This is a genomic window from Streptomyces sp. NPDC017529 (assembly GCF_044329785.1).
Taxonomy (GTDB): Bacteria; Actinomycetota; Actinomycetes; order Streptomycetales; family Streptomycetaceae; genus Streptomyces.
On sequence record NZ_JBIRJY010000008.1, the window covers coordinates 70,060 to 95,718 of the forward strand.

General features: G+C 73.7%; 19 protein-coding genes. 14 read left to right on the top strand and 5 right to left on the bottom strand.

Annotated features, from left to right (window positions below):
* The first annotated feature begins 4 nt into the window (after positions 1-4).
* Both ACH4K4_RS21685 and ACH4K4_RS21690 read left to right on the top strand, forming a co-directional pair.
* Complete coding sequence (locus ACH4K4_RS21685) at positions 5-1,024, top strand: AAA family ATPase (protein WP_398169295.1); 1,020 nt, start codon at positions 5-7, stop codon at positions 1,022-1,024.
* Positions 1,021-6,189, top strand: coding sequence for an SAV_2336 N-terminal domain-related protein (locus ACH4K4_RS21690; protein WP_398169296.1), 5,169 nt, complete (start codon positions 1,021-1,023; stop codon positions 6,187-6,189). The genes ACH4K4_RS21685 and ACH4K4_RS21690 overlap by 4 nt, the downstream gene beginning before the upstream one ends.
* Positions 6,190-6,194: 5 nt before the next feature.
* Here ACH4K4_RS21690 and ACH4K4_RS21695 read toward each other — a convergent pair whose 3' ends face one another.
* On the bottom strand, positions 6,195-6,872 hold the full coding sequence (locus ACH4K4_RS21695; protein ID WP_398169297.1) for an alpha/beta fold hydrolase: 678 nt from the start codon (positions 6,870-6,872) through the stop codon (positions 6,195-6,197).
* Between the two features lie 157 nt (positions 6,873-7,029).
* Between ACH4K4_RS21695 and ACH4K4_RS21700 the strand changes: the two genes are divergently transcribed.
* Positions 7,030-8,199 carry a cysteine desulfurase family protein gene (locus ACH4K4_RS21700; RefSeq protein WP_398169613.1) on the top strand — a complete coding sequence of 390 codons (1,170 nt, stop codon included), beginning with the start codon at positions 7,030-7,032 and terminating at the stop codon, positions 8,197-8,199.
* A gap of 18 nt (positions 8,200-8,217) precedes the next feature.
* Here the strand turns inward: ACH4K4_RS21700 and ACH4K4_RS21705 are convergent, their stop codons facing one another.
* Together ACH4K4_RS21705 and ACH4K4_RS21710 are read right to left on the bottom strand one after the other, a co-directional pair.
* A complete protein-coding gene (locus ACH4K4_RS21705; RefSeq protein WP_398169298.1) occupies positions 8,218-8,784 on the bottom strand; it encodes a hypothetical protein in 567 nt (188 codons plus the stop codon).
* Positions 8,785-8,841: 57 nt separating this feature from the next.
* The gene (locus ACH4K4_RS21710) at positions 8,842-9,531 is read right to left on the bottom strand and encodes an N-acetylmuramoyl-L-alanine amidase (RefSeq protein ID WP_398169300.1); all 690 of its coding nucleotides are present in this window, start codon (positions 9,529-9,531) and stop codon (positions 8,842-8,844) included.
* A gap of 54 nt (positions 9,532-9,585) precedes the next feature.
* On the opposite strand from ACH4K4_RS21710, the gene mnmA reads away from it, so the two are divergent.
* Positions 9,586-10,707, top strand: a complete 1,122-nt coding sequence (gene mnmA / locus ACH4K4_RS21715; protein ID WP_398169301.1) for a tRNA 2-thiouridine(34) synthase MnmA — start codon at positions 9,586-9,588, stop codon at positions 10,705-10,707.
* 13 nt (positions 10,708-10,720) lie between these two features.
* Here mnmA and ACH4K4_RS21720 read toward each other — a convergent pair whose 3' ends face one another.
* Positions 10,721-11,779, bottom strand: coding sequence for an aldo/keto reductase (locus ACH4K4_RS21720; RefSeq protein ID WP_398169303.1), 1,059 nt, complete (start codon positions 11,777-11,779; stop codon positions 10,721-10,723).
* 211 nt (positions 11,780-11,990) lie between these two features.
* Between ACH4K4_RS21720 and ACH4K4_RS21725 the strand changes: the two genes are divergently transcribed.
* The 10 genes from ACH4K4_RS21725 (at position 11,991) to gatB (ending at position 23,582) form a co-directional block, all read left to right on the top strand.
* Positions 11,991-12,758, top strand: coding sequence for a VC0807 family protein (locus tag ACH4K4_RS21725; protein WP_398169304.1), 768 nt, complete (start codon positions 11,991-11,993; stop codon positions 12,756-12,758).
* A 76-nt stretch (positions 12,759-12,834) separates the two neighbouring features.
* Entirely contained in the window at positions 12,835-13,377 is a 543-nt protein-coding gene (locus ACH4K4_RS21730) for a TIGR00730 family Rossman fold protein (protein ID WP_398169306.1), read from the top strand.
* Positions 13,378-13,469: 92 nt separating this feature from the next.
* Positions 13,470-14,159 carry an SDR family oxidoreductase gene (locus tag ACH4K4_RS21735; RefSeq protein WP_398169308.1) on the top strand — a complete coding sequence of 230 codons (690 nt, stop codon included), beginning with the start codon at positions 13,470-13,472 and terminating at the stop codon, positions 14,157-14,159.
* A gap of 70 nt (positions 14,160-14,229) precedes the next feature.
* On the top strand, positions 14,230-15,252 hold the full coding sequence (locus tag ACH4K4_RS21740) for a methionine synthase (RefSeq protein ID WP_398169309.1): 1,023 nt from the start codon (positions 14,230-14,232) through the stop codon (positions 15,250-15,252).
* A 31-nt stretch (positions 15,253-15,283) separates the two neighbouring features.
* A complete protein-coding gene (ligA, locus tag ACH4K4_RS21745; protein ID WP_398169310.1) occupies positions 15,284-17,500 on the top strand; it encodes an NAD-dependent DNA ligase LigA in 2,217 nt (738 codons plus the stop codon).
* 156 nt (positions 17,501-17,656) lie between these two features.
* On the top strand, positions 17,657-19,774 hold the full coding sequence (locus ACH4K4_RS21750) for a putative bifunctional diguanylate cyclase/phosphodiesterase (RefSeq protein WP_398169311.1): 2,118 nt from the start codon (positions 17,657-17,659) through the stop codon (positions 19,772-19,774).
* 240 nt (positions 19,775-20,014) lie between these two features.
* Entirely contained in the window at positions 20,015-20,311 is a 297-nt protein-coding gene (gatC, locus tag ACH4K4_RS21755; RefSeq protein ID WP_360136571.1) for an Asp-tRNA(Asn)/Glu-tRNA(Gln) amidotransferase subunit GatC, read from the top strand.
* Positions 20,312-20,316: 5 nt separating this feature from the next.
* On the top strand, positions 20,317-21,810 hold the full coding sequence (gatA, locus tag ACH4K4_RS21760; protein WP_398169313.1) for an Asp-tRNA(Asn)/Glu-tRNA(Gln) amidotransferase subunit GatA: 1,494 nt from the start codon (positions 20,317-20,319) through the stop codon (positions 21,808-21,810).
* Positions 21,807-22,049, top strand: a complete 243-nt coding sequence (locus tag ACH4K4_RS21765) for a hypothetical protein (RefSeq protein ID WP_398169314.1) — start codon at positions 21,807-21,809, stop codon at positions 22,047-22,049. The genes gatA and ACH4K4_RS21765 overlap by 4 nt, the downstream gene beginning before the upstream one ends.
* Positions 22,050-22,073: 24 nt before the next feature.
* Positions 22,074-23,582: an Asp-tRNA(Asn)/Glu-tRNA(Gln) amidotransferase subunit GatB gene (gatB, locus tag ACH4K4_RS21770; RefSeq protein ID WP_398169315.1), complete on the top strand. Its 1,509-nt coding sequence runs from the start codon at positions 22,074-22,076 to the stop codon at positions 23,580-23,582.
* Positions 23,583-23,681: 99 nt separating this feature from the next.
* Here the strand turns inward: gatB and ACH4K4_RS21775 are convergent, their stop codons facing one another.
* On the bottom strand, positions 23,682-25,427 hold the full coding sequence (locus tag ACH4K4_RS21775; RefSeq protein ID WP_398169316.1) for a chitinase: 1,746 nt from the start codon (positions 25,425-25,427) through the stop codon (positions 23,682-23,684).
* Positions 25,428-25,659: the final 232 nt, after the last annotated feature.

A 25,659-nucleotide genomic window follows, 5' to 3' on the forward strand; every position in this document is an offset into this window, starting at 1 on the left:
ACCCGTGGCCCGACAGAGCACACCCGACCACGGCCCGGAAGGCGGGCCGGAGCCCGAGGGCTGGTGGGTGTTCCGCGGCCCCGCGCCCCTGCCCGCGGCACCGCCGTGGCGCTACTTCGCCGCCGCCCGCAGAAGGGCCGAGGCGCCGACGCCGTACCTGATGGACCGCAACGAGGTGTCCGTCGTCAACGCCGCCCTGCACCTGCACCGCCCCCTGCTGGTCACCGGCCGCCCGGGCACCGGCAAGAGCTCGCTGGCCCGCGCCATCGCCGGGGAGCTGGGGCTCGGTGACGTGCTGCGCTGGTCCGTCAACAGCCGCTCCACCCTGGGCGACGCGCTGTACCGGTACGACGCGGTGGGCCGGCTGCGCGAGGCGTCGCTGCGCCGCGAGCGCGAGGGTGCCCGTACGGCGCCGCGCCGCCTGAAGGACCACCGCGGCACCTCCGCCACCGACATCGGCCACTACCTGCGCCTGGGCCCGCTGGGCACGGCGCTGGCCGCCACCGACCGCCCCCGGGTGCTGCTCGTCGACGAGCTGGACAAGTCCGACATCGACCTGCCCAACGACCTGCTGGTGGTCCTGGAGGAGGGCGAGTTCGAGATCCCGGAGCTGGCCCGGCTCTCCGAGCAGCACCAGGACGTGCACGTGCTGACCGACGGGAGCCGGGAGCGGGTGCGGGTGCACCGCGGCGTCGTTTCCTGCGAGCACTTCCCGGTCGTGGTGATGACCAGCAACGGTGAGCGGGAGTTCCCGCCCGCCTTCCTGCGCCGCTGCGTCCGCCTCGACCTGCCCGACCCGACGCCCGAACGGCTGCGCGAGATCGTCGCCCACAACCTGGGGCCGCAGGCGCTCGCCGAGGCCGAGGACCTGATCGACGGCTTCCTCCAGCGCTCCAAGACCGAGACGCTCGCCACCGACCAGCTGCTGGCCGCCGTCCACCTGCGCATCACCGGCGCGGACCTGACCAAGGACGAGCTGCTGTCCGCCGTCATGCACCGCCTCGACGAGCCCATGTCGCCATGATCGACCGGCTGCGGCAGATCCTCGCCGGCCAGGGTTACGACCTCGGCGCGGGTGAACTGCTGGACGTGCTGTGGCTCGCGCGCGCGGTGCGCGAGGGCGAACGGCGCCAGGCGGCGGGCTCCGACGGTACGCCGGGGGAGGGGGACGAGGCGTCCTCCGGCGGGCCGGACGGCGGTCCGGACGCGGCCGCGCGCCCCGCTGCCGGCAGCGGGGACGGCAGCGGCGAGGATTCCGGCGAGGCGGACGGTACGGACGAGCCGGACGGTGCCCGGGAGGCCGGTGGGGCAGCGGGCGCGCCCGGCCCCGCGAGCGCCCTGCCGTCCCAGCGGTCCCTGTACGCGATGGGCAGCGAGGGCGGCAGCGTACGCAGCCGGCGTGCCCGGCCCGCGCGGGCGCCCGGCCGCCGCGCGCTCGCCAGGCCCCAGCACCTGTCCCGCGCGCTGCGCCCGCTGCGCCGGTCCCAGCCGCACCCCCACCGGCGGGTGGCCGACGTGGAGGCCACCGTGCGGCTCGCGGCGGAGACCGCGCTGTTCGACGTGGTCTCCCGGCCGGACCGGGAGCACCGCTGGTCCGCCGTCCTGCTGGTCGACGACGCGCCTTCGATGCAGGTGTGGAGCCAACTGGCCGCCGAAACGCGCGCGTTGCTCGACCGCAGCGGCATCTTCCGCAGTGTGCGGGTGCGCGCCCTCGACCCCCGGGAGATGGCCGTGCTGGGCCGGCTGCCGTGGACCGCCGGGCCCACCCTGACCTTCGTACTGACCGACGGCACCAGCGCGGGCTGGCGGACTCCCGACGCGGCGCGTGCCGTGCGCGGCTGGGGCCGGTACGGGCCGGTGACGGTGCTGCACCCGCTGCCGCGGCGGCTGTGGCGGGGGACCGCGCTGGACGCGCAGCCCCGGCTGCTGACCGCCCCGGCGGAGTTCGCGTGCCCGGGCCGGATCACCGTGCTCGACCCGCTGACCGGCGAGCCGGACCCGGAGGCCGAGGAACCGGGGACGGTCGCGCTGCCCGTCGTCCCGCTCACGGCCGGCGGGCTCGGCCAGTGGACCGCGCTGCTCACCCGGCCCGGTGTGCCGCACCTGGTCGACACGGTGCTGCTGGGCGAGGATCCGGAGCAGGACCCGCCGCGGCCCGCCGGTTCGGCCGAGGAACTGGTCGCGCACTTCCGGGGCGCGTTCTCGCCCGAGTCGTACCGCCTGGCCGTACGCCTCTCCGCCATCAACCCGCTCACGGTGCCCCTGATGCAGCTGGTGCGGGCCGCCACGATGAGCGACGCCGGGCCGACCCAGGTCGCGGAGATCCTCCTCGGCGGGCTGCTGGAACGCGTGAGCGACGTGCGCGGGCCGCGGTCCCTCGGCGCGTTCGGCCGGCCGCTGGGCGCCGGCCCGGGACGGCCCGTCTACGACTTCCGGCCCGGGGTGCGCGAACTGCTCTTCAGCGGCCTCGGCACCCAGCAGTCCCTCGCGGTGGTCGAGGCGGTCGGGCGGGCCCTGGAGCCGTACATGGGGCGGCTGCCCGACTTCCCGGCCCTGGTCGCCGACGAGACGGGCGAGCTGCGGCTCCAGGAGTCGGCGCAGGCGTTCGCGGTGCTGGCCAGCCCGGTGCTGGAACGGCTGGGCGGCAGTGTGGCGGGCGGGACCGGCGAGGCGGGCAGCGGTGCGGGCACGGGAGTCGCGGATCGTCCCGAGGCCACCGTACGGACCCCGGTGGAGGCCCCGGCCGCCGTCCCGCCCCCGCCGGTGCTGCCCGGCGACCACTGGCGCGAACCGCTGCGCTGCACCCTGCTCGGGCCGGTGCGGCTGTGGCGGGGAGACCAGCGCATAGAGATCCCGGCCCGCCTGGACCGGGCGCTGCTCGCCGCCCTGCTGCTGCGCCACGAGGGCGTCGCCTCCGAGGCCGAGCTGCTCGGCGCCCTGTGGGGCGGCAGCCCGCCGCGCGGCGCCCGCTCGTCGCTGGACCACAGCGTCGCACGGCTGCGCAAGGCACTCGGCGAGGACGAACACGTCCTGATCCGCGAGCGCGTCGGCTACGCCCTGCGCGGCGACGCCGGAACCGAGATCGACGTGGACCTGGAGCGTGCCGAGGGCCACGAACGCGCGGCGCGCGCGGCCCGGGACGCGGGGGACTGGGCCCGCGCGCGCACCCTGCTGGGCGCGGCCCTCGCCCTGTGGCGCGGTGAGCCCCTGGCCGGGCTCCCCGGCCCGTACGCGCAGTCGGAGCGGCTCCGGCTGACCGAGTGGCGGCGCACCCTGGTCGAGGACCGCATCGAGGCGGACCTGCGGCTGGGCCGCCACGCCGAGGTGCTGGCCGAGCTGGCCGAGCTGCTCGCCCACGACCCGTCCAGCGCCCGCCTGCGCGAACTCCAGGCGCTCGCCCGGGACCGGGCCACGGCCGAGGGGATCGCCGCGGCCGCGCGGGCGCCGCGCGAGCCCCTGCGTGTCACCGTGCTCGGCCCGGTGCGAATGCTGCGCGGCAGCGAGGACCTGGCGACCGGCACGTCGCAGCAGCGCGCGCTGCTCGCCGTGCTCGCGCTGCGCGGCGGACGCCTCGTCCCTGAGGCCGACCTCGTAGAAGCCCTGTGGGGCGACGACCCGCCGCCCACCGCGCACGCCGCCCTGCGCACGTACGCGTCCCGGCTGCGCAAGGCCCTCGGCGCCGACGCGCACGTCCTGATCGGCGAGGACGGGGGATACGCGCTGCGCCGGCAGGCCGGGACCAGGATCGACGTGGACGTGCGCGAGGCCGAGGACCTGGTCGCGGCGGCCCGCGAGGCGCGCGCCGTCCGCGACTGGGCCCGCGTCGACGAGCTGCTGGACTCGGCCGTCGCCCTGTGGCGCGGCGGCGAACCCCTGGCGGGCCTGCCGGGGCCGTACCTGCGCGCGGAGTCCCGGCGGCTGGCCGACCGGCGGCGCACCCTGGTCGAGGACCGGACCGAGGCGGAACTGCGCCTGGGCCGGCACGCCGCGGCCGAGGAGGCGCTGGCCTGGCTGCTGTACCTGGACCCGGCCCGCGAGCGCACCCGCGAACTGCTCGCCCTCGCCCTGGTGCGCGACGAACCGGTCTCCCCGGGGCTGCGCAGCCTGCTGCGGGCCGGCCGCTACGGGCCGCGGCAGGACCGGGCGGGCGGCGGCCGGGCGGCCGAGGCCGGGCAGCTCGTCGAGCACCTCACCCGGCAGCGGCCCGCGGTACGCAACGCCGGTGTCATCTCCGGGGGCGCGGGCGTGGGCAAGACGAGCCTGGCGGCACAGGTGGCCGACGCCGTGCAGGAGCGGTTCCCCGACGGGCGGCTGTACGCGAGCATGCCGGCGGACGGTGATCCGGAAGCCGATGTCCCGCACCTGGCCGGCGTGCTGCTGCGCCAACTCGGCTACCGGGCCGAGGAGATCCCCGCGTCCGGCGAGGAGCGGGTGGAGTTCTACCGGGCCGCGGTCCGCGACCTGCGCCTGGTCGTCGTCCTGGACGACGTGCGCGACATCGTGCCCGTACTGCCCCTGCTCCCGGACGTCACGGGCGCCGCACTGGTCGTCGGCCGCGAACGGCCGCCGGCCGGCCTGACCGGCGTCCTGTCCCTGCACCTGGAGTCCCTGAGCGCCACCGACGCGCTGGAACTCCTCGCGCTGCGGGTGGGGGAGGAGCGCTTGGCGGCCCGCCGCGGGGCGGCGCGCGCGGCGCTCGAAGCGTGCGGCTGCTCGGAGGCCGCCGTCGACGCGGTGGCGGCGGAACTGCTGCTGGACGGCGCCGCGGACCGCGCGGCGGCCGAAGCCATGATCAACAGCACCGCGCTGCGCCTCACCCACGACCTCCCCCCGCCGGCGCTCGCCGTCTTCCGGATGCCGGCGCTGCCGCACTGTCCCGACCTGCAGGCCGACGCCGTGGCCGCCCTGACCGGCCTCGAACCCGCCGCCGTCCAGGCGCATGTGGACACCCTCGTGCACACCGGCCTCCTGAAGGCCTCGGCCCCCGGCCGCTACCGGCACCGCGAGGCGCTCGCCTCCTTCGCGTACGAGGACCTGACCCGGCACACCTCGCCCGAGGACCGCAACGCCGCGCTGTCCCGGCTGCTCGACTGGTACCTGCTCACCGCCCACCGGGCGTACGGCCTCGACGCGCCCGGCGCCCTGCTGCTCGGCCGGACCGCCGCTCCCGCGACCCCCGTCACGGCCCTCCCGCTCGCGGACCGCGGCGCGGCCTCCGACTGGTGGGCGGCGGAGGGGGCCGGAGCGCTCTCCGTCATCCGGCAGACGGTGGAACTGCCGTCGGGCGCGTACGCCGCCCGGTGCGCCGACGCGCTGCTCCTCCTCGAACCCCTGCTGGGCGCGGGGCGCTTGACGGACCGGTACGAGCGGACCGCGCTGACCGTGACCGCCCGCGCCGTCGCCGGACGCGACAAGCGCGCGGAGGCGCGGGCCCGGCTGGCGCGCGCCCGCGTCTGCCTGGCGACCGACCGGTTCGCCGAAGCGGAGGACGAGGCCCGGCACGCGTACCGGCTGGGGCTCGACGCGGGCGACCCGGTGACCAGCGGCCGCGCCCCGCTGGTGCGCGGCACCGCGGCGGTCGCGCTGCGCAGGGCCGACGCCGGGCAGCACTTCACCCTGGCCATGAGCCACTGCCAGGTGCAGGGCGATGCCCTCGGCGAGGCCGCGGTGCTGGTGGAACGGTCCCGGCTGCACGTCGCCGACGGCGCCCCGGAGCGGGGCGCGGAGCTGGCCGAGCGGAGCGTGCGGATCTACCGCGCGGCCGGGCAGGGGCGCCGCCTCGGCAAGGGCCTGTACTTCCTCGCCGTCGCGCAGGCCGAAGCGGGCCGCCACGGGGACGCGCTGCGCGCACTCCAGGAGGCGCTGCCCGCCTTCGAGGAGGCCGGGCAGCGGCTCTGGGTGGGCCTGACCCACCACAGGACCGCCGAGGCGCACCTCGCCACCGGCCGTCCGGAGGCCGCCGTGCAGGCCGCGGAGGAAGCGGTACGGCTGCTCGCGGAGGCCGGTGGCGACCGGCGGACGGCCGGCGGGCTGAGCCTGCTGGCGGACGCGCTGGAGGCGCGGGGCGAGAAGACGCGCGCCCAGGAGCGCCGGCGCGAGGCGCGCGCCCTGTACGACACCGTGGACGTGCCCGACGCGTCCGCTTTTCGGTCCCGGCTGCGGCTGCCCTTGGAGCCGGGCGGGGCGTGAGGGCCCTATGCGGCAAACGCCCCGAGTACCGCGGCCAGCTCCGCCGGGGCGTCCTCCTGTACGAGGTGCCCGGCTCCCTCGAAGAGGTGCAGCCGGGAGTCGGGGATCGCCGCCGCGAGGTCGTGCCCCCACTTGACGGGCAGCCACACGTCGTCGGCTCCCCAGCACACCAGCGTCGGCGCCGTCACCTCGCCGTACCGCCCGTCGAGATCCGCGGTGAGGTGCAGGCCGTTCTGCGCGATCTGCCGGTAGAAGGCGGCCTGTCCCTCCTCGGTGCACCACGGTTCGACGAGCCGTTCCAGGACGGCCGGGTGCAGCCCCGGGTGGCTCGACGAGGAGAGGTACTCCGTCACCAGCGCCCGGTGCAGGCCGGCCGGCAGCTGGGTGAAGACGTCGGTGTGGCTGCCGAACAGGCGGTACGCGGGGGAGCCCCAGCCGGTGAGGGCGACCGCGTCGAGGAGGGCCAGGCGCCGGTAGCGCACGCCGTGCACGAGGTGAGCGCGCAGCGCGACGTAGCCGCCGAAGTCATGGGCGACGACGGCGGGTTCCCGGTCGGTGAGCCCCCAGTGGCCGAGCAGTCCGATGAAGGCCTCGGCCTGCCGCGAGAGGGACACGTCCTGCCCCGCGGACATCTCGGAGGCGCCGTAGCTGCGATACGTACGGTCCACACACCACTGTGTCATGACCGTAACCGTAGATACTCCTTACAGTGGCGTCGAGGGCTCCACGGGAAGTCCGCACGGCGGCGGTCCCTGGCGCGCGGTGCGGGTGGGGGCGTGGAAGCGAGCCTCTACGCGCCCGGTATGCGCCCCCGCGCCTGCTCGTAGAATCGTGCGCACCATGGTTTACCTCGACCACGCCGCCACCACCCCGATGCTCCCGGAGGCGGTGCAGGCGATGACCGCCCAGCTGACCGTCACCGGCAACGCGTCCTCGTTGCACGCCGCGGGTCGGCGAGCCCGCCGTGCCGTCGAGGAGGCGCGGGAATCCCTCGCCTCCGCGCTCGGCGCGCGCCCCAGTGAAGTGGTCTTCACCGCGGGCGGCACCGAAGCCGACAACCTCGCGGTCAAGGGCCTGTACTGGGCCCGCCGGGACGCCGACCCGGCCCGTACCCGCGTCCTCGCCAGCCCCGTCGAGCACCACGCCGTCCTGGACGCCGTGGAATGGCTCGCCGAGCACGAGGGCGCGCGCGTCGAATGGCTGCCCGTCGACGCGTACGGGCGGGTGCACGCCGACGCGCTCCGCGAGGCGGTCGCCCGCGACCCCGACGACGTCGCCCTCGCCACCGTGATGTGGGCCAACAACGAGATCGGCACGATCATGCCGGTCCGCGAACTGGCCGCGGTGGCGGCGGAATTCGGCATTCCGCTGCACGCCGACGCGGTCCAGGCGTTCGGGCAGGTGGAGGTGGACTTCGCCGCCTCGGGACTGGCCGCGATGACCGTCTCCGCGCACAAGATCGGCGGACCGTACGGGGTCGGCGCGCTCCTCCTGCGACGCGAGTACGCGCCCGTCCCGGTGCTGCACGGCGGCGGCCAGGAGCGGCAGGTGCGCTCCGGCACGCTGGACACCCCCGGCATCGCCGCCTTCGCCGCCGCCGCCCGGCACGCCGTCGCGCACCGCGAGGAGTTCGCCAGGGACATCGGCGCCCTGCGGGACGACCTCGTCAAGGCGGTGCGCGCCGCGGCCCCCGACGCGGTCCTCGGCGGTGACCCGGACCCGGCGGGGCGGCTCCCCGCCAACGCGCACTTCTCCTTCCCCGGCTGCGAGGGCGACTCCCTCCTGCTCCTCCTGGACGCCCAGGGCATCGCCTGCTCCACCGGCTCCGCCTGCACCGCGGGGGTCGCCCAGCCCAGCCACGTCCTGCTCGCCACGGGCACGGACGCGGACCTGGCCCGCGGCACGCTCAGGTTCTCGCTCGGGCACACGTCCACCGAGGCGGACGTGGCGGCGCTGGCCGAGGCGATCGGGCCGGTGGTGGAACGGGCGCGCAGCGCGGGTCTCAGCTGACGGGGCCCGGGGCCGGGATCACCACACCGTGTCCAGCAGCGCGCGGAGGAGCAGCCGCCACGTCGGCTCGGCGCCCGTGCCGAAGCCCGCGGCGAGCGCGTACCCGACCGCCGCGTCCTCGGGCAGCGGCGGCGCCACGTCCGGGTGCCAGTCGGCCCAGACGTGCCCGGCGCCGTCCGAGGAGAAGTCCGCGATCCGGCGGCCGTCCTTCACCAGCCGGCTCCCGTTGGGCGAGTCCGGCAGCAGCCGGTACACGGCGCCGCCGTAGATCACGCACACCCGGTGCGAGCGCCGGATCGGCCGCCCCTTGGCGGGGGTGATGTGCGCCGGCCGGCCGTCGACGGACAGGTGCAGGTACGCGCCGTCGCGGGTGCCCACCGGCACGTGCTCGGCCGCCGGCGCGCCCGGCGCGCGGCGCAGCTCGGCCGCCGCCACCCGCTCGCCCCGCACCGTGAGCAGGCCGGCTGCGGCGTCCAGGTCCAGCAGGACCCGGCCGAAGGTGCGGTCCTCGGCGAGGCCGGATGCGGTGCCGTCACCGGCGCGGCCGGAGCGGGGTCCGGCGGCCGGGGCCTTGTCGTACACCATGCGGGTCCGTTCCACGAGGGGCGCCGCGCGGCGCCCGGCCGCCCCGGCGGCCCCGCGTCACGCCCGCGGTTCCGGGGACGGTCCGCGCAGCTCGGCACGTACCAGGTCCATGTAGAGCCTCCAGTTCCAGTGTGGCCCCGGATCCGTGTGATCGGTGCCCGGTACCTCCACATGGCCCACGATGTGCTGCCGGTCGGCGGGGAAGCCGTACCGCCGGCAGACCCCGGCGGTCAGCCGCGCTGATGATGCGTACATGGCAGGGGTGAAGGACGCCGGGCGGTCCACGAAGCCCTCGTGCTCGATGCCGATGCTCCGCTCGTTGTACGCGCGGTTGCCCGCGTGGTACGCCACGTCCAGCTCCCGGACCGTCTGCGCCACCACCCCGTCCTTGCGCACCACGTAATGCGTGGCGGCGCCGTGCGCCGGGCTCTGGAAGACGCGCAGGGCGTCCGTGTAGCCACCCTGGACGACGTGGATGACGACCCGGTCGATCACGTAGTCGTCCGGGCGGTCGGCCTGCCGCCAGTTCGCCGGGGCGGCCGGGACCCAGCGCGCCGAGGCGAAGTCCACCGCGCCGTCCGTCCGCGGCTTCTTCCGGCCGGGCAGCCGCCACCACCAGCGCGCCACCTCGTCGTACAGCGCGTACGCGGCGCCGCCTGCCAGAACCGTGCCCGCGCCGCCCAGCAGCAGGGCCCGCCTGCTGAAACCACCGCCGGCCGCCTGCCCGGCCTCCCCCGCGTCTCTCATGCGCTGCACAACGCTTGAGGGGCTGTCGGTGGTTCCGTCTACCCTGGAGGGGTTATGACGACTGACGCTCCCCGCCGCCTCCGCGTGCTCGCCGCCATGTCCGGCGGTGTCGACTCCGCCGTCGCCGCCGCCCGCGCCGCCGAGGCGGGCCACGACGTGACCGGCGTGCACCTCGCGCTCTCCGAGAACCCGAAGTCCTTCCGCACCGGCGCCCGCGGCTGCTGCACGATCGAGGACTCGCACGACGCGCGCCGCGCCGCCGACGTCATCGGCATCCCGTTCTACGTCTGGGACCTCGCCGAACGCTTCCGCGAGGACGTCGTCGAGGACTTCTTCGCCGAGTACGAGGCCGGCCGGACCCCCAACCCCTGCCTGCGCTGCAACGAGAAGATCAAGTTCGCCGCGCTGCTGGACAAGGCGCTCGCGCTCGGTTTCGACGCGGTCTGCACCGGCCACTACGCGACGGTCGTGGAGCACCCGGACGGCAGCCGCGAGCTGCACCGCGCCTCCGACATGGCCAAGGACCAGTCGTACGTCCTCGGAGTGCTCGACGAGAAGCAGCTCGCGCACGCCATGTTCCCGCTCGGCGACACCCTCACCACCAAGGCGGAGATCCGCGAGGAGGCCGCCCGGCGCGGCCTGTTCGTCGCCAAGAAGCCGGACAGCCACGACATCTGCTTCATCGCCGACGGCGACACCCAGGCGTTCCTGGCCAAGCGGCTGGGCACGGCCGAGGGCGACATCGTCGACGAGTCCGGCACGAAGCTGGGCACCCACGAGGGCGCGTACGGCTACACCATCGGCCAGCGCAAGGGCCTGCGCATCGGCACCCCGGCCCCGGACGGCAAGCCCCGCTACGTCCTGGACATCTCCCCGGTCGACAACACGGTGACCGTGGGCCCCGCCGAGTCCCTGGACGTCACCGCGCTGACCGCCGTCCGCCCCCGCTGGTGCGGCGCCGCGCCGTCCGGCCCCGGCACGTACACCGCGCAGCTGCGCGCCCACGGCGGCGAGACGGAGGTCACCGCCGAGCCGGTCGGCGGCGAACTGCGCGTGACCTTCACCGAGCCGGTCCGCGGCGTCGCCCCCGGCCAGGCCGTCGTCCTGTACGACGGCACCCGGGTGGTGGGCTCGGCGACGATCGCCACGACGGACCGGGCGCGCGCCGCCGTGTAGCGGCGCGGGTCCCTCAGAGCACCCCGCGGACCGACCTGCGGTAGGTGGAGCGCCGCTCCTCCACGGCGGTCCAGCGGTCGCCGTAGACGTTCTCGGTGATCGCGGGCTCGGCCAGGAAGTCGTGCGGGAAGCCCAGCGGCACGGCGCTCACCTCGTCGAGCCGCCGGAGCGCGTCCGCGTCCAGTTCGACGTCCACGCTCGCGAGGTTGTCGGCGAGCTGGCTCTCCTTGGTGGCGGCGATGACCGGGACGATGTTGCCCGGCTGCTGCCGCAGCCAGGCCAGCGCCACCTGCGCGGGGCTCCAGCCGCCCTGCTCGGCGATCTCCAGCACCGCCGTGATCGTCGCCTCCTCGTCGTCCGCCGCGCGGCCGCCGTCGCCGACGACGTCCAGCCGGCCCGTCTCCCCGCGGCGGTACTTCCCGGTGAGCTTGCCGGCCGCGAGCGGGGCCCACGCCAGGACGGCCAGGTCGAAGGCGCGGGCCTGGGGGAGCAGTTCGCGCTCCGGGGTGCGCTCCAGCAGGTTGTAGCGCAGCTGCGACCCGGCGAACGCGGTCCAGCCGCGCAGCTCGGCCAGGGTGTTCGCCTGCGCGATCTCCCAGGCGGGCCAGTCGGACACACCGACGTAGAGGACCTTCCCCGACCGTACGACGTCGTCCAGCGCCCGCATGACCTCCTCGACGGGCGTGAAGTTGTCCCGGGCGTGCACCCAGAGGACGTCGAGGTGGTCGGTGCGCAGCCGGCCGAGACTCTGTTCCACCGACCGCACCAGGCTCTTGCGGTGGTTGCCCGCCGAGTTCGGGTCGCCCTTGCGGGTCGCGCAGGTGTACTTGCTGGCGAGCACGAACCGGTCCCTGCGGCCTTCGAGGAGCTCGCCGAGGATCTTCTCGGAGCTGCCGTCGGTGTAGTTGTTGGCCGTGTCGACGAAGTTGCCGCCCGCGTCCTCGTAGGCGTCGACGATCCGCGCACTGGTGTCCGCCGGGGCGCCCCAGCCCCAGTCCGATCCGATGGTCATCGCGCCGAGGCTCAGCTCGCTCACCCGCAGACCGGTCCTGCCGAACAGTGTGTAACGCACGGAGAGTTCCCCTTCGGTGGTCGGGTCGTGTGCCTGACGCGTCAGACGCTAGAAGCTGGAGGGCGCTCCAAGGCAAGCGCCGTGCCGGGTGGCAGGGCATTGACAAATGTCACCGGGAAGCAGGTACAGGCGGTACTGCCGCGGTGCGGGGCCCGGACGCGAAGCTGAAGGCGTCACGAAGGACGGCACGACAGCGACATGGAGGACCCCCATGAGCAGCCAGACCCCGCACGGCACGGCAGCCGCGACCGGCACCGGCAAGGCGGCCGGGGCCGGCGGGCACCTGGAGGGCCCCAGGGCGCTGCTCCTGGACGCGGGCGTCCCGATCGCCTCGTACTACGTCCTCACCGGCGTCTTCGGCATGAGCACCCTCGCCGCGCTGGCCTGGAGCGGTGCGCTGCCGGCCGCCCGCTCGCTGTGGAGCCTGGCCAGGGAGCGCCGCTTCAACGCCGTGGCCACGCTGATGACGGCGACCAACGTCATCGGTCTGCTGCTGAGCCTGGTGGCCGGCGACGAGCGGCTGATGCTGGCCAAGGACAGCGCCGTGAGCAGCACCTTCGGCCTGGCGGTGCTGGTGTCCGCGCTGATCGGCCGGCCTCTGATGGCGCCGATGCTCAAGCCGTGGATCGTCAAGGGCGATGCGGTCAAGAGCGCGGCGTGGGACCGGCTGACGGCGGAGTCGGCGTGGTTCCGGCGGGTGCAGAGCCGCCACTCGGCGGTGTGGGGTACCGCCCTGCTGAGCGAGTGCGTGGCCCGGGTGATCGGCGCTTTCACGCTGCCCGTCGACACGATGGTGTGGCTGGGCACGGTGATGCTGATCGCGGCCATCGTCGTCGCCGTCGTGGTCGGCGGCGCGGTCGGCATCGACAAGATGGAGCAGATGGTCAGGGCCGAGGCGGCGGCCCACGCCGAGGCGGCGGTGGCCGCTGCCCCGGCGCCGAACGCCGGCGCAGCCCCGGCGGGCACCGCGGTTCGGTGATCCGCAGGCCGGGGCCGCCCCCGGGGGCACCCGGCGGCCGGGCCCGGTGCCGGTGGCGGCTCGTACAGTGACCGGTATGAACATCTGTGTCTTCTGCTCCGCCGCCGACCTCGACGCCCGCTACACCACTCCCGCCCGGGAGTTCGCCGAGCTGATCGGCAAGGGCGGCCACGCGCTGGTGTGGGGCGGCTCGGACACCGGGCTCATGAAGGTCATGGCCGACGGCGTGGAGGAGGCGGGCGGCCGGCTTGTCGGCGTCTCCGTGGACTTCCTCGCGCACAAGGTGCGCCCCGGGGTCGACGACATGGTGGTCACCAAGGACCTCGCCGAGCGCAAGGCGGAGCTGCTGGCGCGGGCCGACGCCGTCGTCGTCATGGTCGGCGGCACCGGCACGCTGGACGAGGCCACCGAGATCCTGGAACTGAAGAAGCACGGACTGCACACCAAGCCGGTGGTGCTCCTGAACACCGCCGGTTTCTACGACGGCCTGAAGGAGCAGTTCCAGCGGATGGAAACCGAGGGCTTCCTGCCGCTGCCGCTCACGGAGCTGGTCTTCTTCGCCGACGACGGTGCCGGGGCCCTGGCCTACCTGGAGGAGCAGGCGGGCGTCCAGGGCTGAGACGGGAGACGTGCGCGGCGGTCGGAACCGATGATTCCGCTGCGCGCGGACGCTCCCGCACCGCCTCCCCGCCCCTCGTTAGGATCGGACCCATGGGTACGCACTTGATCACGGGCGCAGGATCGGGCATCGGAGCGGCGGTCGCGCGGCGGCTGGCCGACCGGGGCGAGGAGCTCTGGCTGCTGGCGCGGGACGCCGGCCGCGCCAAGGAGCTGGCCGGGCGGTTCCCCGGCGCCCGCACGGTGGTCGGCGACCTCGCCGTGCCCGAGAAGCTGGACTGGGCCTTCGGCAAGCAGCCGCTCCCCGACCGGCTGGACTCCCTGATGCACATCGCGGGCGTCGTCGAACTGGGCGGCATCGGCGACCTCGGCCCCAAGGCGTGGCAGCGCACGCTCGCCGCCAACCTCATGTCGCCCGCCGAGCTGACCCGCCAGTTCCTCCCGCAGCTGCGGATCGCCAAGGGGCACGTGATCTTCGTCAACTCGGGCGCCGGCCTGAACGCGGGCCCGCAGTGGGGCGCGTACGCCGCCAGCAAGCACGGTCTGAAGGCGCTGGCCGACTCGCTGCGGGCCGAGGAACACGGCAACGGCGTACGGGTGACCTCCGTCTACCCGGGCCGCACCGCCACCCCGATGCAGGAGAGCGTCTTCCGCCAGGAGGGCCGGGAGTACGACGCGAGCCAGTGGATCGACCCGGAGTCGGTGGCCACGACCATGCTGACCGCGCTCGACCTGCCGCGCGACGCGGAGATCAACGACCTGACGGTACGGCCGGGGCGGTGACCGCGTCCGCGGTCCGCCCGCGGCGGGGCCGCCCGGAACCCCGCGGCCGCGGGGCGCATACCCTCGGAGCGTGACCGAGAACAACGCCACCGCCCGCCTCGCCGGCACCGCCGCCACCGGCATCGGCTCGATGCCCGGCGGGGACGCCCGCGAGGCCGCCAGGACCGTGACCGGCTCGCTGGAGACCTTCCCGTACCTGCCGGAGCTGCCCGCCAGGGGCCCCGGCGCCGACATGATCGGCCGCACCGCCGGCCTCCTCGTCGAGGTGTACGCGCACGTGGAGCCGAGCGGCTGGCGGATCAGCGACCGGCCGGGCCGCGACACCCGGCGCGCCCGCTCCTGGATGGGCGAGGACCTCGACGCGCTGGAGGAGTTCACCCAGGACTACGAGGGCGCGCTGAAGGTCTCGGCGGTCGGCCCGTGGACCCTGGCCGCCGCGCTGGAGCTGCGCAACGGCGAGGCCGCCCTCAGCGACCCCGGCGCCTGCCGGGACCTGACGGCGTCGCTCGCCGAGGGTCTGCGCGCGCACCTGGCCGACGTACGGCGGCGGATGCCCGGCGCGCGCCCGGTGCTCCAGCTGGACGAGCCGTCGCTGACCGCCGTGCTCCAGGGGCGCATCAAGTCCGCGAGCGGCTACCGCACACACCGCGCGGTGGACCGGGCCGTGGTGGAGGGCGCGCTGCGCGACCTGGCCGCCGTCGCCGCGGAGGCGGGCGCGCCGGTGATCGTCCATTCCTGCGCCCCCGACGTCCCCTTCGCCCTGCTGCGGCGCGCCGGTGCCGCGGGGATCTCGTTCGACTTCGGACTGCTCACCGAGCGTGAGGAGGAGGCGATCGGGGAGGCGGTCGAGGGCGGTACGACACTCCTCGCGGGCGTGGTGCCGGGCGTGGACGGCCCATTGTCAGACCCTGCCGGTAGCGTCATGGGTGTCAGGACGCTGTGGCGCAGGCTGGGGCTGGCGCCGGGGACTCTCGCGGAGTCCGTGGTGCTCACCCCGTCGTGCGGGCTGGCGGGCGCTTCGCCCGCATATGCCCGTGCGGCGCTCGCGCACTGCGTCCGGGCGGCGAGATCGCTCGCAGACAACCCTGAGTGACGGCACTCAAGGACAACGGGAGGACGAGACGGTGGCCGGCGAACAGCACACGGCAGGGCACGCGGTGCCCGCGAAGGCGCGGGACGAGCACGCCCATCTGGCCGAGCAGATCGAGGAGCACCGCTTCCGCTATTACGTGAGGGACGCCCCCGTCGTCAGCGACGCGGAGTTCGACAAGCTGCTGCGGTCCCTGGAGGCCCTGGAGGAGAAGTACCCGGAGCTGCGCACCCCGGACTCCCCCACCCAGAAGGTCGCCGGGCAGTACGAGACGGAGTTCACGGAGGTCGCGCACCGCGAGCGCATGCTCTCGCTGGACAACGCCTTCGACGACGAGGAGCTGGCGGCCTGGGCCGAGCGGCTGGCGACGGAGCTGGGCGGCGACCCGAAGAGCGCCGGCTACCACTTCCTGTGCGAGCTGAAGGTCGACGGCCTCGCGGTCAACCTGACGTACGAGAACGGCCGGCTGACCCGCGCCGCGACCCGTGGCGACGGCCGGACGGGCGAGGACATCACGCCCAACGTCCGCACCATCACCGAGATCCCGGACCGCCTCAAGGGCGACCGGGTCCCGGAGCTGGTGGAGGTCCGCGGCGAGGTCTACTTCCCGATGGAGAAGTTCCTGGAGCTGAACGAGCGGCTGGTGGCCGACGGCAAGCCGCCGTTCGCCAACCCGCGCAACGCCGCCGCCGGTTCGCTGCGCCAGAAGGACCCCAAGGTCACGGCCACCCGCCCGCTGCACATGGTCGTGCACGGCATCGGCGCCCGCGAGGGCTTCGACATCGACTGCCAGTCGCACGCCTACGGCCTGCTGCGCGAGTGGGGCCTGCCCACCTCCGACCACAACGAGGTCGTCGACTCCCTGGCGGCCGTGCGCGATTTCATCAAGCGCTACGGCGACCCGGAGACCCGGCGCACGGCCGTCGCCCACGAGATCGACGGCACCGTGGTCAAGCTGGACGAGATCGCCCTGCAGGGCCGGCTGGGCGCCACCTCGCGCGCGCCGCGCTGGGCGATCGCCTGGAAGTACCCGCCGGAGGAGGTCAACACCAAGCTGGTGGACATCCGCGTCGGCGTCGGCCGCACCGGCCGCGTCACGCCGTACGCCGTGGTCGAACCGGTGACGGTGGCCGGCTCCGAGGTGGAGTTCGCCACGCTGCACAACCAGGACGTGGTCAAGGCCAAGGGCGTCTACATCGGTGACACGGTCGTGCTGCGCAAGGCGGGCGACGTCATCCCGGAGATCCTCGGCCCGGTGGTGGACCTGCGGGACGGCAGCGAGCGGGAGTTCGTGATGCCCGCCGAGTGCCCCGAGTGCGGTACGGCGCTGCAGCCCGCCAAGGAGGGCGACGTCGACCTCCGGTGCCCCAACGCCCGCTCCTGCCCCGCCCAGATCCGCGAGCGGCTGTTCTACCTGGCCGGCCGCAAGTCCCTGGACATCGAGAACTTCGGCTATGTGGCCGCCACGGCGCTCAGCCAGCCCCTGGAGCCCGCCGAGCCGCCGCTGAAGGACGAGGGCGACCTCTTCGACCTGTCCATCGAGCAGCTGCTGCCCATCAAGTCGTATGTGCTGGACCCGGACAGCGGCCTGCCCAAGCGCGACCCCAAGACGGGCGAGGAGAAGGTCGTCACGTTCTTCGCCAACCAGAAGGGCGAGCCGAAGAAGAACGCCCTGGCGATGCTGGAGAACATCCAGGCGGCCAAGGAGCGCCCGCTGGCCCGGGTCCTCACCGGCCTGTCGATCCGTCACGTCGGCCCGGTGGCGGCCCAGGCGCTCGCCCGGGAGTTCCGTTCGCTGGACCGGATCATGGAGGCGAGCGAGGAGGAGCTGGCCGCCGTCGAGGGCGTCGGCGCGACGATCGCGGCCTCGCTCAAGCAGTGGTTCGCCGAGGACTGGCACCGCGAGATCGTGGACAAGTGGCGGGCGGCCGGCGTCCGGATGGAGGAGGAATCCTCAGGAGACGAAGGCCCGCGCCCACTTGAAGGCGTCACCGTCGTTGTAACGGGCACACTTCAGTCACACACCAGAGATGGCGCGAAAGAAGCCCTGCAGCGTCTCGGAGCGAAGGTGACCGGTTCCGTTTCGAAGAAGACCGGTTTCGTGGTGGTGGGAGACAATCCTGGTTCGAAGTACGACAAGGCCATGCAGTTGAAGGTGCCTGTGCTAGACGATGACGGCTTCGCGGTGCTGCTGGAGCAGGGTCCCGATGAAGCACGAGCGGTAGCTGTCACTCCGCCTGAGGGCGAGTGAGAAGTCACCTCATCGGCGCATAGCAGATGGTTCCGGATGGCCGGGTCGCATTCGGGCAACCGCTGCCGATCGCTGCCCGCGGCGGCCTTCTGCGGCCTACTGTTGAGGTGTGCGCCTGCCGTGGCGCGGGCACAGCCGGCTGTGAGAGGTATCGGAATGAAACCGACCGACAGCGCCGCTCGGGCGTCGCGGCTCCGCCGGCTCGCCGTGCCCGCGCTGCCCGCGGCCGTCGTCCTGGTGGCGGGCTGCGCGCTCGGCGCAGGCGTGATCCGGACGCTCGGCGCCGGCCGGGCCCTGTTCCCCGAGGGCGCCGTCGGCTGGGCCCTGGCGATCCTCACCGGCGTCATCGTCGGCCACCTCGTCGCGCTCGGCCGCGACCGCTGGTGGGGCGGCACGGGCTCGGGCGCGGCCCTGGCCCTCGCCGTCCTCCTGCTGTACGGCTGGGTGCCCGCCGTCCTGGTGAGCGTGGCCGTCGTGGTGCTGGTCGGCGCCGCCCGCCGGCACCGCTGGCGACAGGCCCTGCTGCACGGCGCGGTGGACATCCTCGGGATAGGGGCCGCCGCGCTGGGCCTGGCCGCCTTCGACGTCGTACCGACCATCGAACACCCGTGGCAGCCCGTGGCCTGGGACCTGTCCGTGCTGCCCGACATACTGGTCGCGGCCCTCGCCTACCTGGTCGTCACCCGCGCGCTGCTGTGGTTCACGATGGCGCCGCGCACCGGCGGCCTGCCCACCATCGCCCGGACGGCCCTGGCCCGGCAGGCCCTGGTCGGCGTGGCGCTGCTCGGCATCTCACCGCTGATCGTGGTGGCCGCGGTGCACGCGCCGTTCCTGCTGCCGATGTTCGCCGTGCCCCTGATAGCCCTGGACTCCACCCTGTGGATCGCCCGGGCGCGCGCCGAGGAGCAGCTGCGGGACCCGCTGACCGGCCTGCCCAACCGCCAGTGGCTGCTGGAGCGCACCTGGACCGCGCTGGACGACGCCGAGCGCATCGGTGCCCGCTCGGCCCTGGTCCTCATAGACCTCGACCGCTTCCGCTCGGTCAACGACACCCTCGGGCACCTGGCCGGCGACCGGCTGCTGCTCCAGATCGCCGACCGGCTCCGGCACGCGCTGCCGCGCGGGGCGGAGGTCGCCCGGCTCGGCGGCGACGAGTTCGCGGTCCTGCTGCCCACCGCCGATTCCCTGACCAGCGCCCAGCGGGTGGCCCGCAACCTGGTCGCGGCCCTCGGCTCGCCGCTGGACCTGGACGGCCTCACCCTCGTGCTCGAAGCCAGCGCGGGGGTCGCCGTCTTTCCCGATCACGCGCTGGACGCCGAGGGGCTGCTGCGGCGCGCCGACGTCGCCATGTACCAGGCCAAGCGGGACCGCAGCGGCGTCGAGGTGTACGAGGCCAAGCGCGACGGCAACACCCCGGACCGGCTCGGCCTGTTGGGTGACCTGCGTCGCGCGCTGGACGCCGGCGACGTGGAGCTGCACTACCAGCCCAAGGTCGGCTTCGACGGCCACGTGGCCGGGCTGGAGGCACTGGTCCGGTGGGTCCATCCGGAGCGCGGCAGAGTCCCGCCGGACGAGTTCATCGCCATCGCCGAGTCCTCCGGGCTGATGCCGCGCCTGACGGAGTACGTCCTGGAGACCGCGCTCGCCCAGGTGGCCAGGTGGCGCGCGTCCGGCCTGGAGGTGCCGGTCGCCGTCAACGTCTCGCCGCGCGACGTGCACACCCCCGGCTTCGCGGGCGCGGTGGCGGCCAGGCTGGCCCGCCATCAGGTGCCACCGGGGTCCCTCCAGTTGGAGATAACGGAACACGTCCTGCTGGAGGACCCGCAGCGGGCCGCCGACACACCGGCCGGGCTGACCGGGCACGGCGTCAAGATGTCCCTCGACGACTTCGGCACCGGCTACTCCTCCCTCGTCCACCTGCGCCGCCTGCCGGTCAGCGAGCTGAAGATCGACCGCTCCTTCGTCGCCCGGCTGGCCGTGGACAACGAGGACGCCGAGATCGTCCGCTGCACGCTGGACCTGGCCCACTCGCTGGGCCTGCTGGTCGTCGCCGAGGGCGTCGAGGACGACGAGACCTGGGAGCGGCTGCGGGACCTGGGGTGCGACGCCGTACAGGGCTGGCTGGTCGCCGCCGCGATGCCGCCGGACGAGACCACGGCCTGGCTGCGGGCCCGCGGCGAGCGCGGCTGGCAGCGTGAGGCGGAGCGGGCGGCCGCCGAGCCGCGGCACGAGCGGGCCGCCGCGGTGGAGGAAGCCGACCAGCGCGTCACCTGACCGCGTCACCGGTCCGCGTCACCTGGCCGCGTCACCTGTCCGGGCCCGCCGCCGCTCCCGGCCCGCGCGGCCCCCGCGGGGCGGGAGCGGCCGGGCGTCCCGCCCCGCGATCCGGGGCCCACCACGCCGTACCGCCCGGCCCGCGCCCGCGACTGCGGGAATGCGTTTCGAACCCCCGTTGCCTACGCCATAGGATTGGCCCGGACAACAAGCCAAGACACTCACCCTGAGGATCGCTGCATGCCTGGCATCACGCGCGAGGAGGTCGCCCACCTCGCCCGGCTGGCGCGCTTGGAGCTGAAGGGCGAAGAGCTCGATCACTTCGCCGGACAGCTCGACGACATCATCGGCGCGGTCGCCCGCGTCTCCGAGGTCGCCGACCAAGACGTACCGCCGACCTCCCACCCGCTGCCCCTGACCAATGTCATGCGCCCGGACGTGGTCCGTCCGTCGCTGACGCCCGAGCAGGCGCTGTCCGGCGCCCCGGCCCAGGAACAGCAGCGTTTCAAGGTGCCGCAGATCCTGGGGGAGGAGTGACCGACATGGCAGATCTGATCAAGCTCACCGCCGCCGAGATCGCGGCGAAGATCGCCGCCGGCGAGGTCACGGCCGTCGAGGTCACCGAGGCGCACCTGGCCCGGATCGAGGCCGTCGACGAGAAGGTGCACGCGTTCCTGCACGTGGACCGCGAGGGCGCGCTCGCCCAGGCCCGCGCGGTCGACGAGAAGAAGGCGCGCGGCGAGAAGCTCGGCCCGCTGGCCGGCGTCCCGCTCGCCCTGAAGGACATCTTCACCACGGAGGGCATTCCCACCACCGTCGGTTCGAAGATCCTCGAAGGCTGGATCCCGCCGTACGACGCGACGCTGACCAAGCGGCTCAAGGCCGCCGACGTCGTCATCCTCGGCAAGACCAACATGGACGAGTTCGCCATGGGGTCCTCCACCGAGAACAGCGCCTACGGCCCGACCGGCAACCCCTGGGACCTCACCCGCATCCCCGGCGGCTCCGGCGGCGGCTCCTCCGCCGCCCTCGCCGCCTACGAGGCCCCGCTCGCCATCGGCACGGACACCGGCGGCTCCATCCGCCAGCCCGCCGCCGTCACCGGCACGGTCGGCGTCAAGCCCACCTACGGCGCGGTCTCCCGCTATGGCATGGTGGCGTTCTCCTCGTCCCTCGACCAGGGCGGGCCCTGCGCCCGTACGGTCCTGGACGCGGCCCTGCTGCACGAGGCCATCGCCGGCCACGACGAGCTGGACTCGACCTCCATCGACGCGCCGGTCCCGCCGGTCGTCGAGGCGGCCCGCAACGGCGACGTCAAGGGCATGCGCATCGGCGTCGTCAAGGAGTTCTCCGGCGAGCACTACCAGGCCGGCGTCATGCAGCGCTTCAACGAGTCCGTCGAGCTGCTGCGCGAGCTGGGCGCGGAGATCGTGGAGATCTCCTGCCCGTCCTTCGACCTCGCGCTCTCGGCGTACTACCTGATCGCGCCGTCCGAGTGTTCCTCGAACCTGGCCCGTTTCGACGCCATGCGCTACGGCCTGCGGGTCGGCGACGACGGCACGAAGTCGGCCGAGGACGTCACGGCCCTGACCCGCGAGGCCGGCTTCGGCCCCGAGGTCAAGCGCCGCGTCATGCTCGGCACGTACGCGCTCAGCTCCGGCTACTACGACGCGTACTACGGCTCCGCGCAGAAGGTCCGCACGCTGATCACGCGGGACTTCGAGAAGGCCTTCGAACAGGTCGACGTGCTCGTCTCCCCGACGACGCCGACCACCGCCTTCCCGATCGGCGAGCGCGCCGACGACCCGATGGCGATGTACCTCGCCGACCTGTGCACGATCCCGACGAACCTGGCAGGCAACGCGGCCATGTCGCTGCCCTGCGGCCTGGCCCCCGAGGACGGGCTGCCGGTGGGTCTGCAGATCATCGCTCCTGCCATGGCCGACGACCGGCTCTACAAGGTCGGTGCCGCGGTCGAGGCCGCGTTCACCGCCCGTTGGGGGCACCCGCTGCTTGAGGAGGCACCGTCCCTGTGAGTGGAAAGCTCGCGAAGGCCAAGGGCTTCAAGAAGTCCAAGACCGGTACGTATCTGTCCATCGGCACCACGCTGTTCGGTGCGGTGAGCGTCGTCAAGCAGGCGAAGAAGGCGAAGGGCGAGCAGGACAGGCTCCAGCTCCTCGACGCCGTCGTCTCCGCCGCCGCCATCGCCACCGGAGTCGCGCTGCTGATCCGCGATCTGCGTCGTCTCGCCGACGACGACGTGCTCGCGGGCTGAGCGGGACTGAGAGGTTAGTTTTCCGTGACCGTCACTGAACTGGTGTCGTACGAGGACGCGCTGGCCACCTACGACCCTGTGATGGGTCTTGAGGTGCACGTCGAACTCGGCACCAAGACCAAGATGTTCTGCGGGTGTTCGACCACCCTGGGTGCCGACGCCAACTCGCAGACCTGCCCCACCTGCCTGGGCATGCCCGGCTCGCTCCCGGTCGTCAACGCGGTGGGCGTCGAGTCCGCCGTCAAGATCGGCCTGGCCCTGAACTGCTCGATCGCCGAGTGGTGCCGTTTCGCCCGGAAGAACTACTTCTATCCGGACATGCCGAAGAACTTCCAGACGTCGCAGTACGACGAGCCCATCGCCTTCGACGGGTACCTGGACGTGCAGCTGGAGGACGGCGAGGTCTTCCGCGTGGAGATCGAGCGCGCCCACATGGAGGAGGACACCGGCAAGTCCACCCACGTGGGCGGCGCGACGGGCCGTATCCACGGCGCCTCGCACTCCCTCCTGGACTACAACCGCGCCGGCATCCCGCTCATCGAGATCGTCACCAAGCCCATCCAGGGCGCGGGCGAGCGGGCCCCCGAGGTCGCCAAGGCGTACGTCGCCGAGCTGCGCGAGCTGATCAAGGCGCTGGGCGTGTCCGAGGCCCGCATGGAGATGGGCCAGATGCGCTGCGACGTGAACCTGTCGCTGCGCCCGAAGGGCACCGAGAAGTTCGGCACCCGCTCGGAGACGAAGAACGTCAACTCGCTGCGGTCGGTCGAGCGGGCCGCGCGCTTCGAGATCCAGCGGCACGCGGCCGTGCTGTCCTCGGGCGGCACGATCATCCAGGAGACCCGCCACTTCCACGAGGAGGACGGCTCCACCACCCCCGGCCGGGTCAAGGAGGAGGCCGAGGACTACCGGTACTTCCCGGAGCCCGACCTCGTCCCGGTGGCCCCGTCCCGCGAGTGGGTCGAGGAACTGCGCAAGGGCCTGCCCGAGCTGCCGCGCGTACGCCGTAACCGGCTGCGCGAGGAGTGGGGCGTCTCCGAGCACGACATGCAGTCGATCCTCAACGCCGGCGCCGTGGACCTGATCGTCGCCACCACCGAGGCCGGCGCGGACTCCGCCGCCGCCCGCAAGTGGTGGATGGGCGAGCTGGCCCGCCGCGCCAACGAGGACGGCGTCGACCTCGCCGCCCTGGCCATCACCCCGCAGCAGGTCGCGCGGGTGGCGGCGCTGGTCGCCGAGGGTTCCCTCAACGACAAGCTGGCCCGCCAGACCATCGAGGGCGTCCTCGCGGGCGAGGGCGACCCGGACACCGTCGTCGAGAAGCGCGGCCTGAAGGTCGTCTCCGACGAGGGCGCGCTGGGCAAGGCCGTCGACGAGGCCATCGAGTCCAACGCGGCCATCGCCGACAAGATCCGTGGCGGCAAGGTCGCGGCGGCCGGCGCGCTGGTCGGCGCGGTCATGAAGGCCACCCGCGGCCAGGCCGACGCGGCCCGGGTCCGCGAGCTCATTCTTGAGCGGCTTGCCGTGAAAGAATAATTGAGCACAGCCTGGAGAAGCTGGGCGTCGAGGGCTGACACCCTGGCGGAAACGCGGTAAGGGGCGGCACACCACCGGTGTGCCGCCCCTTTCGCTGCCCTACGGCAGGTTGTGCACGTGCGGTCCCACCGCGTTCGACCAGGCGTTGCCGGTCGCCGCGTCCCAGTTCGTGGACCAGGTCATGGCGCCGCGCAGGGACGGGTAGGTCTTGGCGGGCTTGAAGGAGCCGCAGCCGGTGCCCTTGGTGAGGCAGTCCAGGGCGTTGTTGACGATGCCGGGCGAGACGTAGCCGCCGCCCGCGGCGCGGGGGGAGGCGGGCAGGCCGAGGCCGACCTGCGAGGGGTCGAGGCCCCCTTCGAGCTGGATGCAGGCCAGCGCGGTCAGGAAGTCCACCGTGCCCTGCGAGTAGACCTTGCCGTCACAGCCGAGCATCGAACCGCTGTTGTAGTACTGCATGTTGACGACGGTGAGGATGTCCTTGATGTTCAGCGCCGTCTTGAAGTAGCCGCCCGAGGTGGACTGCATGTCGATGGTCTGCGGGGCCATCGTGATGACCAGCTTGCTGCCCGCCTTCTGGGACAGCGAGCGCAGGGCCTGCGTCATGTAGGTCGGGTTGATGCCGTTTTCGAGATCGATGTCGACGCCGTTGAAGCCGTACTCCTGCATGAGCGCGTAAGCACTGTTGGCGAAGTTGTTCGCGGAGGTGGAGTCGTTGACGGAGATGGTGCCCTTCTCGCCGCCGACGGACAGGATGACGTTCTTGCCCGCCGCCTGCTTCGCCTTGATGTCGGCCTTGAACCGGTCCACGGTGTAGCCGCCCAGGCCCGCCGTGTCGAGGTTGAAGGTGATCGCGCCGGGTGTGGTGGTGGCGTCCGCGAAGGAGACCGCGATGATGTCGTACTGGTCCGGCACATCGCTGATCTTCTGCACGGTCGCGCCGTTGTTGAAGTTCTGCCAGTAGCCGGTGACCGCGTGCTTCGGCACGGAGGGGCCGGGGCCGCCGCCACCCGGGGACGTGGTGGCGGTGACGGCCGCCGACTTGGCGGACTCGCCGGCCGCGTTGGTCGCGGTGACCTCGAAGCGGTACGCGGTGGCGGGGCTCAGTCCGGTCACGGTGGCCGAGGTGCCGGTGACGGCCTGGACCTTGGTGCCGTCGCGGTAGACCTGGTAGCCGCTGGCGAACTTGGCCGGGCTCCAGGACAGGGCCACGGAGGACGCGGTGACCGCGCCGGCGGTCAGGCCGGTGGGGGCGTTCGGCACCGGGTCGCCCGGGTCGCCGCCTCCGCCGTCGGGGCCGTGGACGCTGATGTCGTCGGCGAAGAAGGCGGGCTGCCCGTACCAGCCGTGGGTGTAGACGGTGACCGAGGTGGTCGAGGGGCCGGTGGTGAAGGTGGTGTTCAGCTGCTGCCAGGTGGCCGCGTTCGCCGTCCAGGTGGACACGTCGGTGGTGCCGGTGCCGCTCGCGCCGAGGTAGACGTACGAGCCCTGGACGTAAGCGCTGAGCTTGTACGTGGAGCCGGGCTTGACGGCCACGGTCTGCGAGCACTTGGCCTGGTCGGTGCCGGACGGGGTGGCCTTCAGGGCCGAGGTGCCGCCGTGCACGGGGGAGGACACGGTGGCACCGGAGGCCGCCGAGCAGGTCCAGTCGGCGAGGCCGGCTTCGAAGCCGGGGTTCTTGGCGTTGTTGACGTCGGCGGCGGCCTGGGTGGCGGTGTGGGGAGCCGCCGAGGCGCCGGCCTGGGTGCCGGTGACGGCCAGGGCGGCGGCCGCCAGGCCGGTGAAGGCGGTGGTGAGCCACCGTCTGTGCCGGGAGCGGGGGGTGCGGGACGTGAGGGGGTGCGGCATGGCTGTCTCCAAGTCCTGGGCCCGGGAGGGCCGTCCGCCCGGTCCGGAGGCGGGGCGGTCGTTGCGCACAAAATGGTCCAGACCAATGCGGTTGTCAAGACTTCGTGAAGTCTTTCGTCTCTGTTGCCGCTGCCGTACGGGCGGCGAGAACCGTCCTCGGGGATGATGCGCGCCCATCGCGAGCCCTCCTGAAGGAGGGGTGGCAACGCGTGGCGTACCTCTTCCTCCCTAC

Bases quoted from the DNA above. Each gene is read 5' to 3' on its own strand.
- ACH4K4_RS21730 (WP_398169306.1), top strand. From the start codon at position 12,835: ATGAACATCTGTGTCTTCTGCTCCGCCGCCGACCTCGACGCCCGCTAC.
- ACH4K4_RS21690 (WP_398169296.1), top strand. From the start codon at position 1,021: ATGATCGACCGGCTGCGGCAGATCCTCGCCGGCCAGGGTTACGACCTC.
- gatC (WP_360136571.1), top strand. From the start codon at position 20,015: ATGCCTGGCATCACGCGCGAGGAGGTCGCCCACCTCGCCCGGCTGGCG.
- ACH4K4_RS21735 (WP_398169308.1), top strand. From the start codon at position 13,470: ATGGGTACGCACTTGATCACGGGCGCAGGATCGGGCATCGGAGCGGCG.
- mnmA (WP_398169301.1), top strand. From the start codon at position 9,586: ATGACGACTGACGCTCCCCGCCGCCTCCGCGTGCTCGCCGCCATGTCC.
- ACH4K4_RS21705 (WP_398169298.1), bottom strand. From the start codon at position 8,784: ATGGTGTACGACAAGGCCCCGGCCGCCGGACCCCGCTCCGGCCGCGCC.
- ACH4K4_RS21775 (WP_398169316.1), bottom strand. From the start codon at position 25,427: ATGCCGCACCCCCTCACGTCCCGCACCCCCCGCTCCCGGCACAGACGG.
- ACH4K4_RS21710 (WP_398169300.1), bottom strand. From the start codon at position 9,531: ATGAGAGACGCGGGGGAGGCCGGGCAGGCGGCCGGCGGTGGTTTCAGC.
- ACH4K4_RS21700 (WP_398169613.1), top strand. From the start codon at position 7,030: ATGGTTTACCTCGACCACGCCGCCACCACCCCGATGCTCCCGGAGGCG.
- ACH4K4_RS21695 (WP_398169297.1), bottom strand. From the start codon at position 6,872: ATGACACAGTGGTGTGTGGACCGTACGTATCGCAGCTACGGCGCCTCC.
- gatA (WP_398169313.1), top strand. From the start codon at position 20,317: ATGGCAGATCTGATCAAGCTCACCGCCGCCGAGATCGCGGCGAAGATC.
- ACH4K4_RS21750 (WP_398169311.1), top strand. From the start codon at position 17,657: ATGAAACCGACCGACAGCGCCGCTCGGGCGTCGCGGCTCCGCCGGCTC.
- ACH4K4_RS21725 (WP_398169304.1), top strand. From the start codon at position 11,991: ATGAGCAGCCAGACCCCGCACGGCACGGCAGCCGCGACCGGCACCGGC.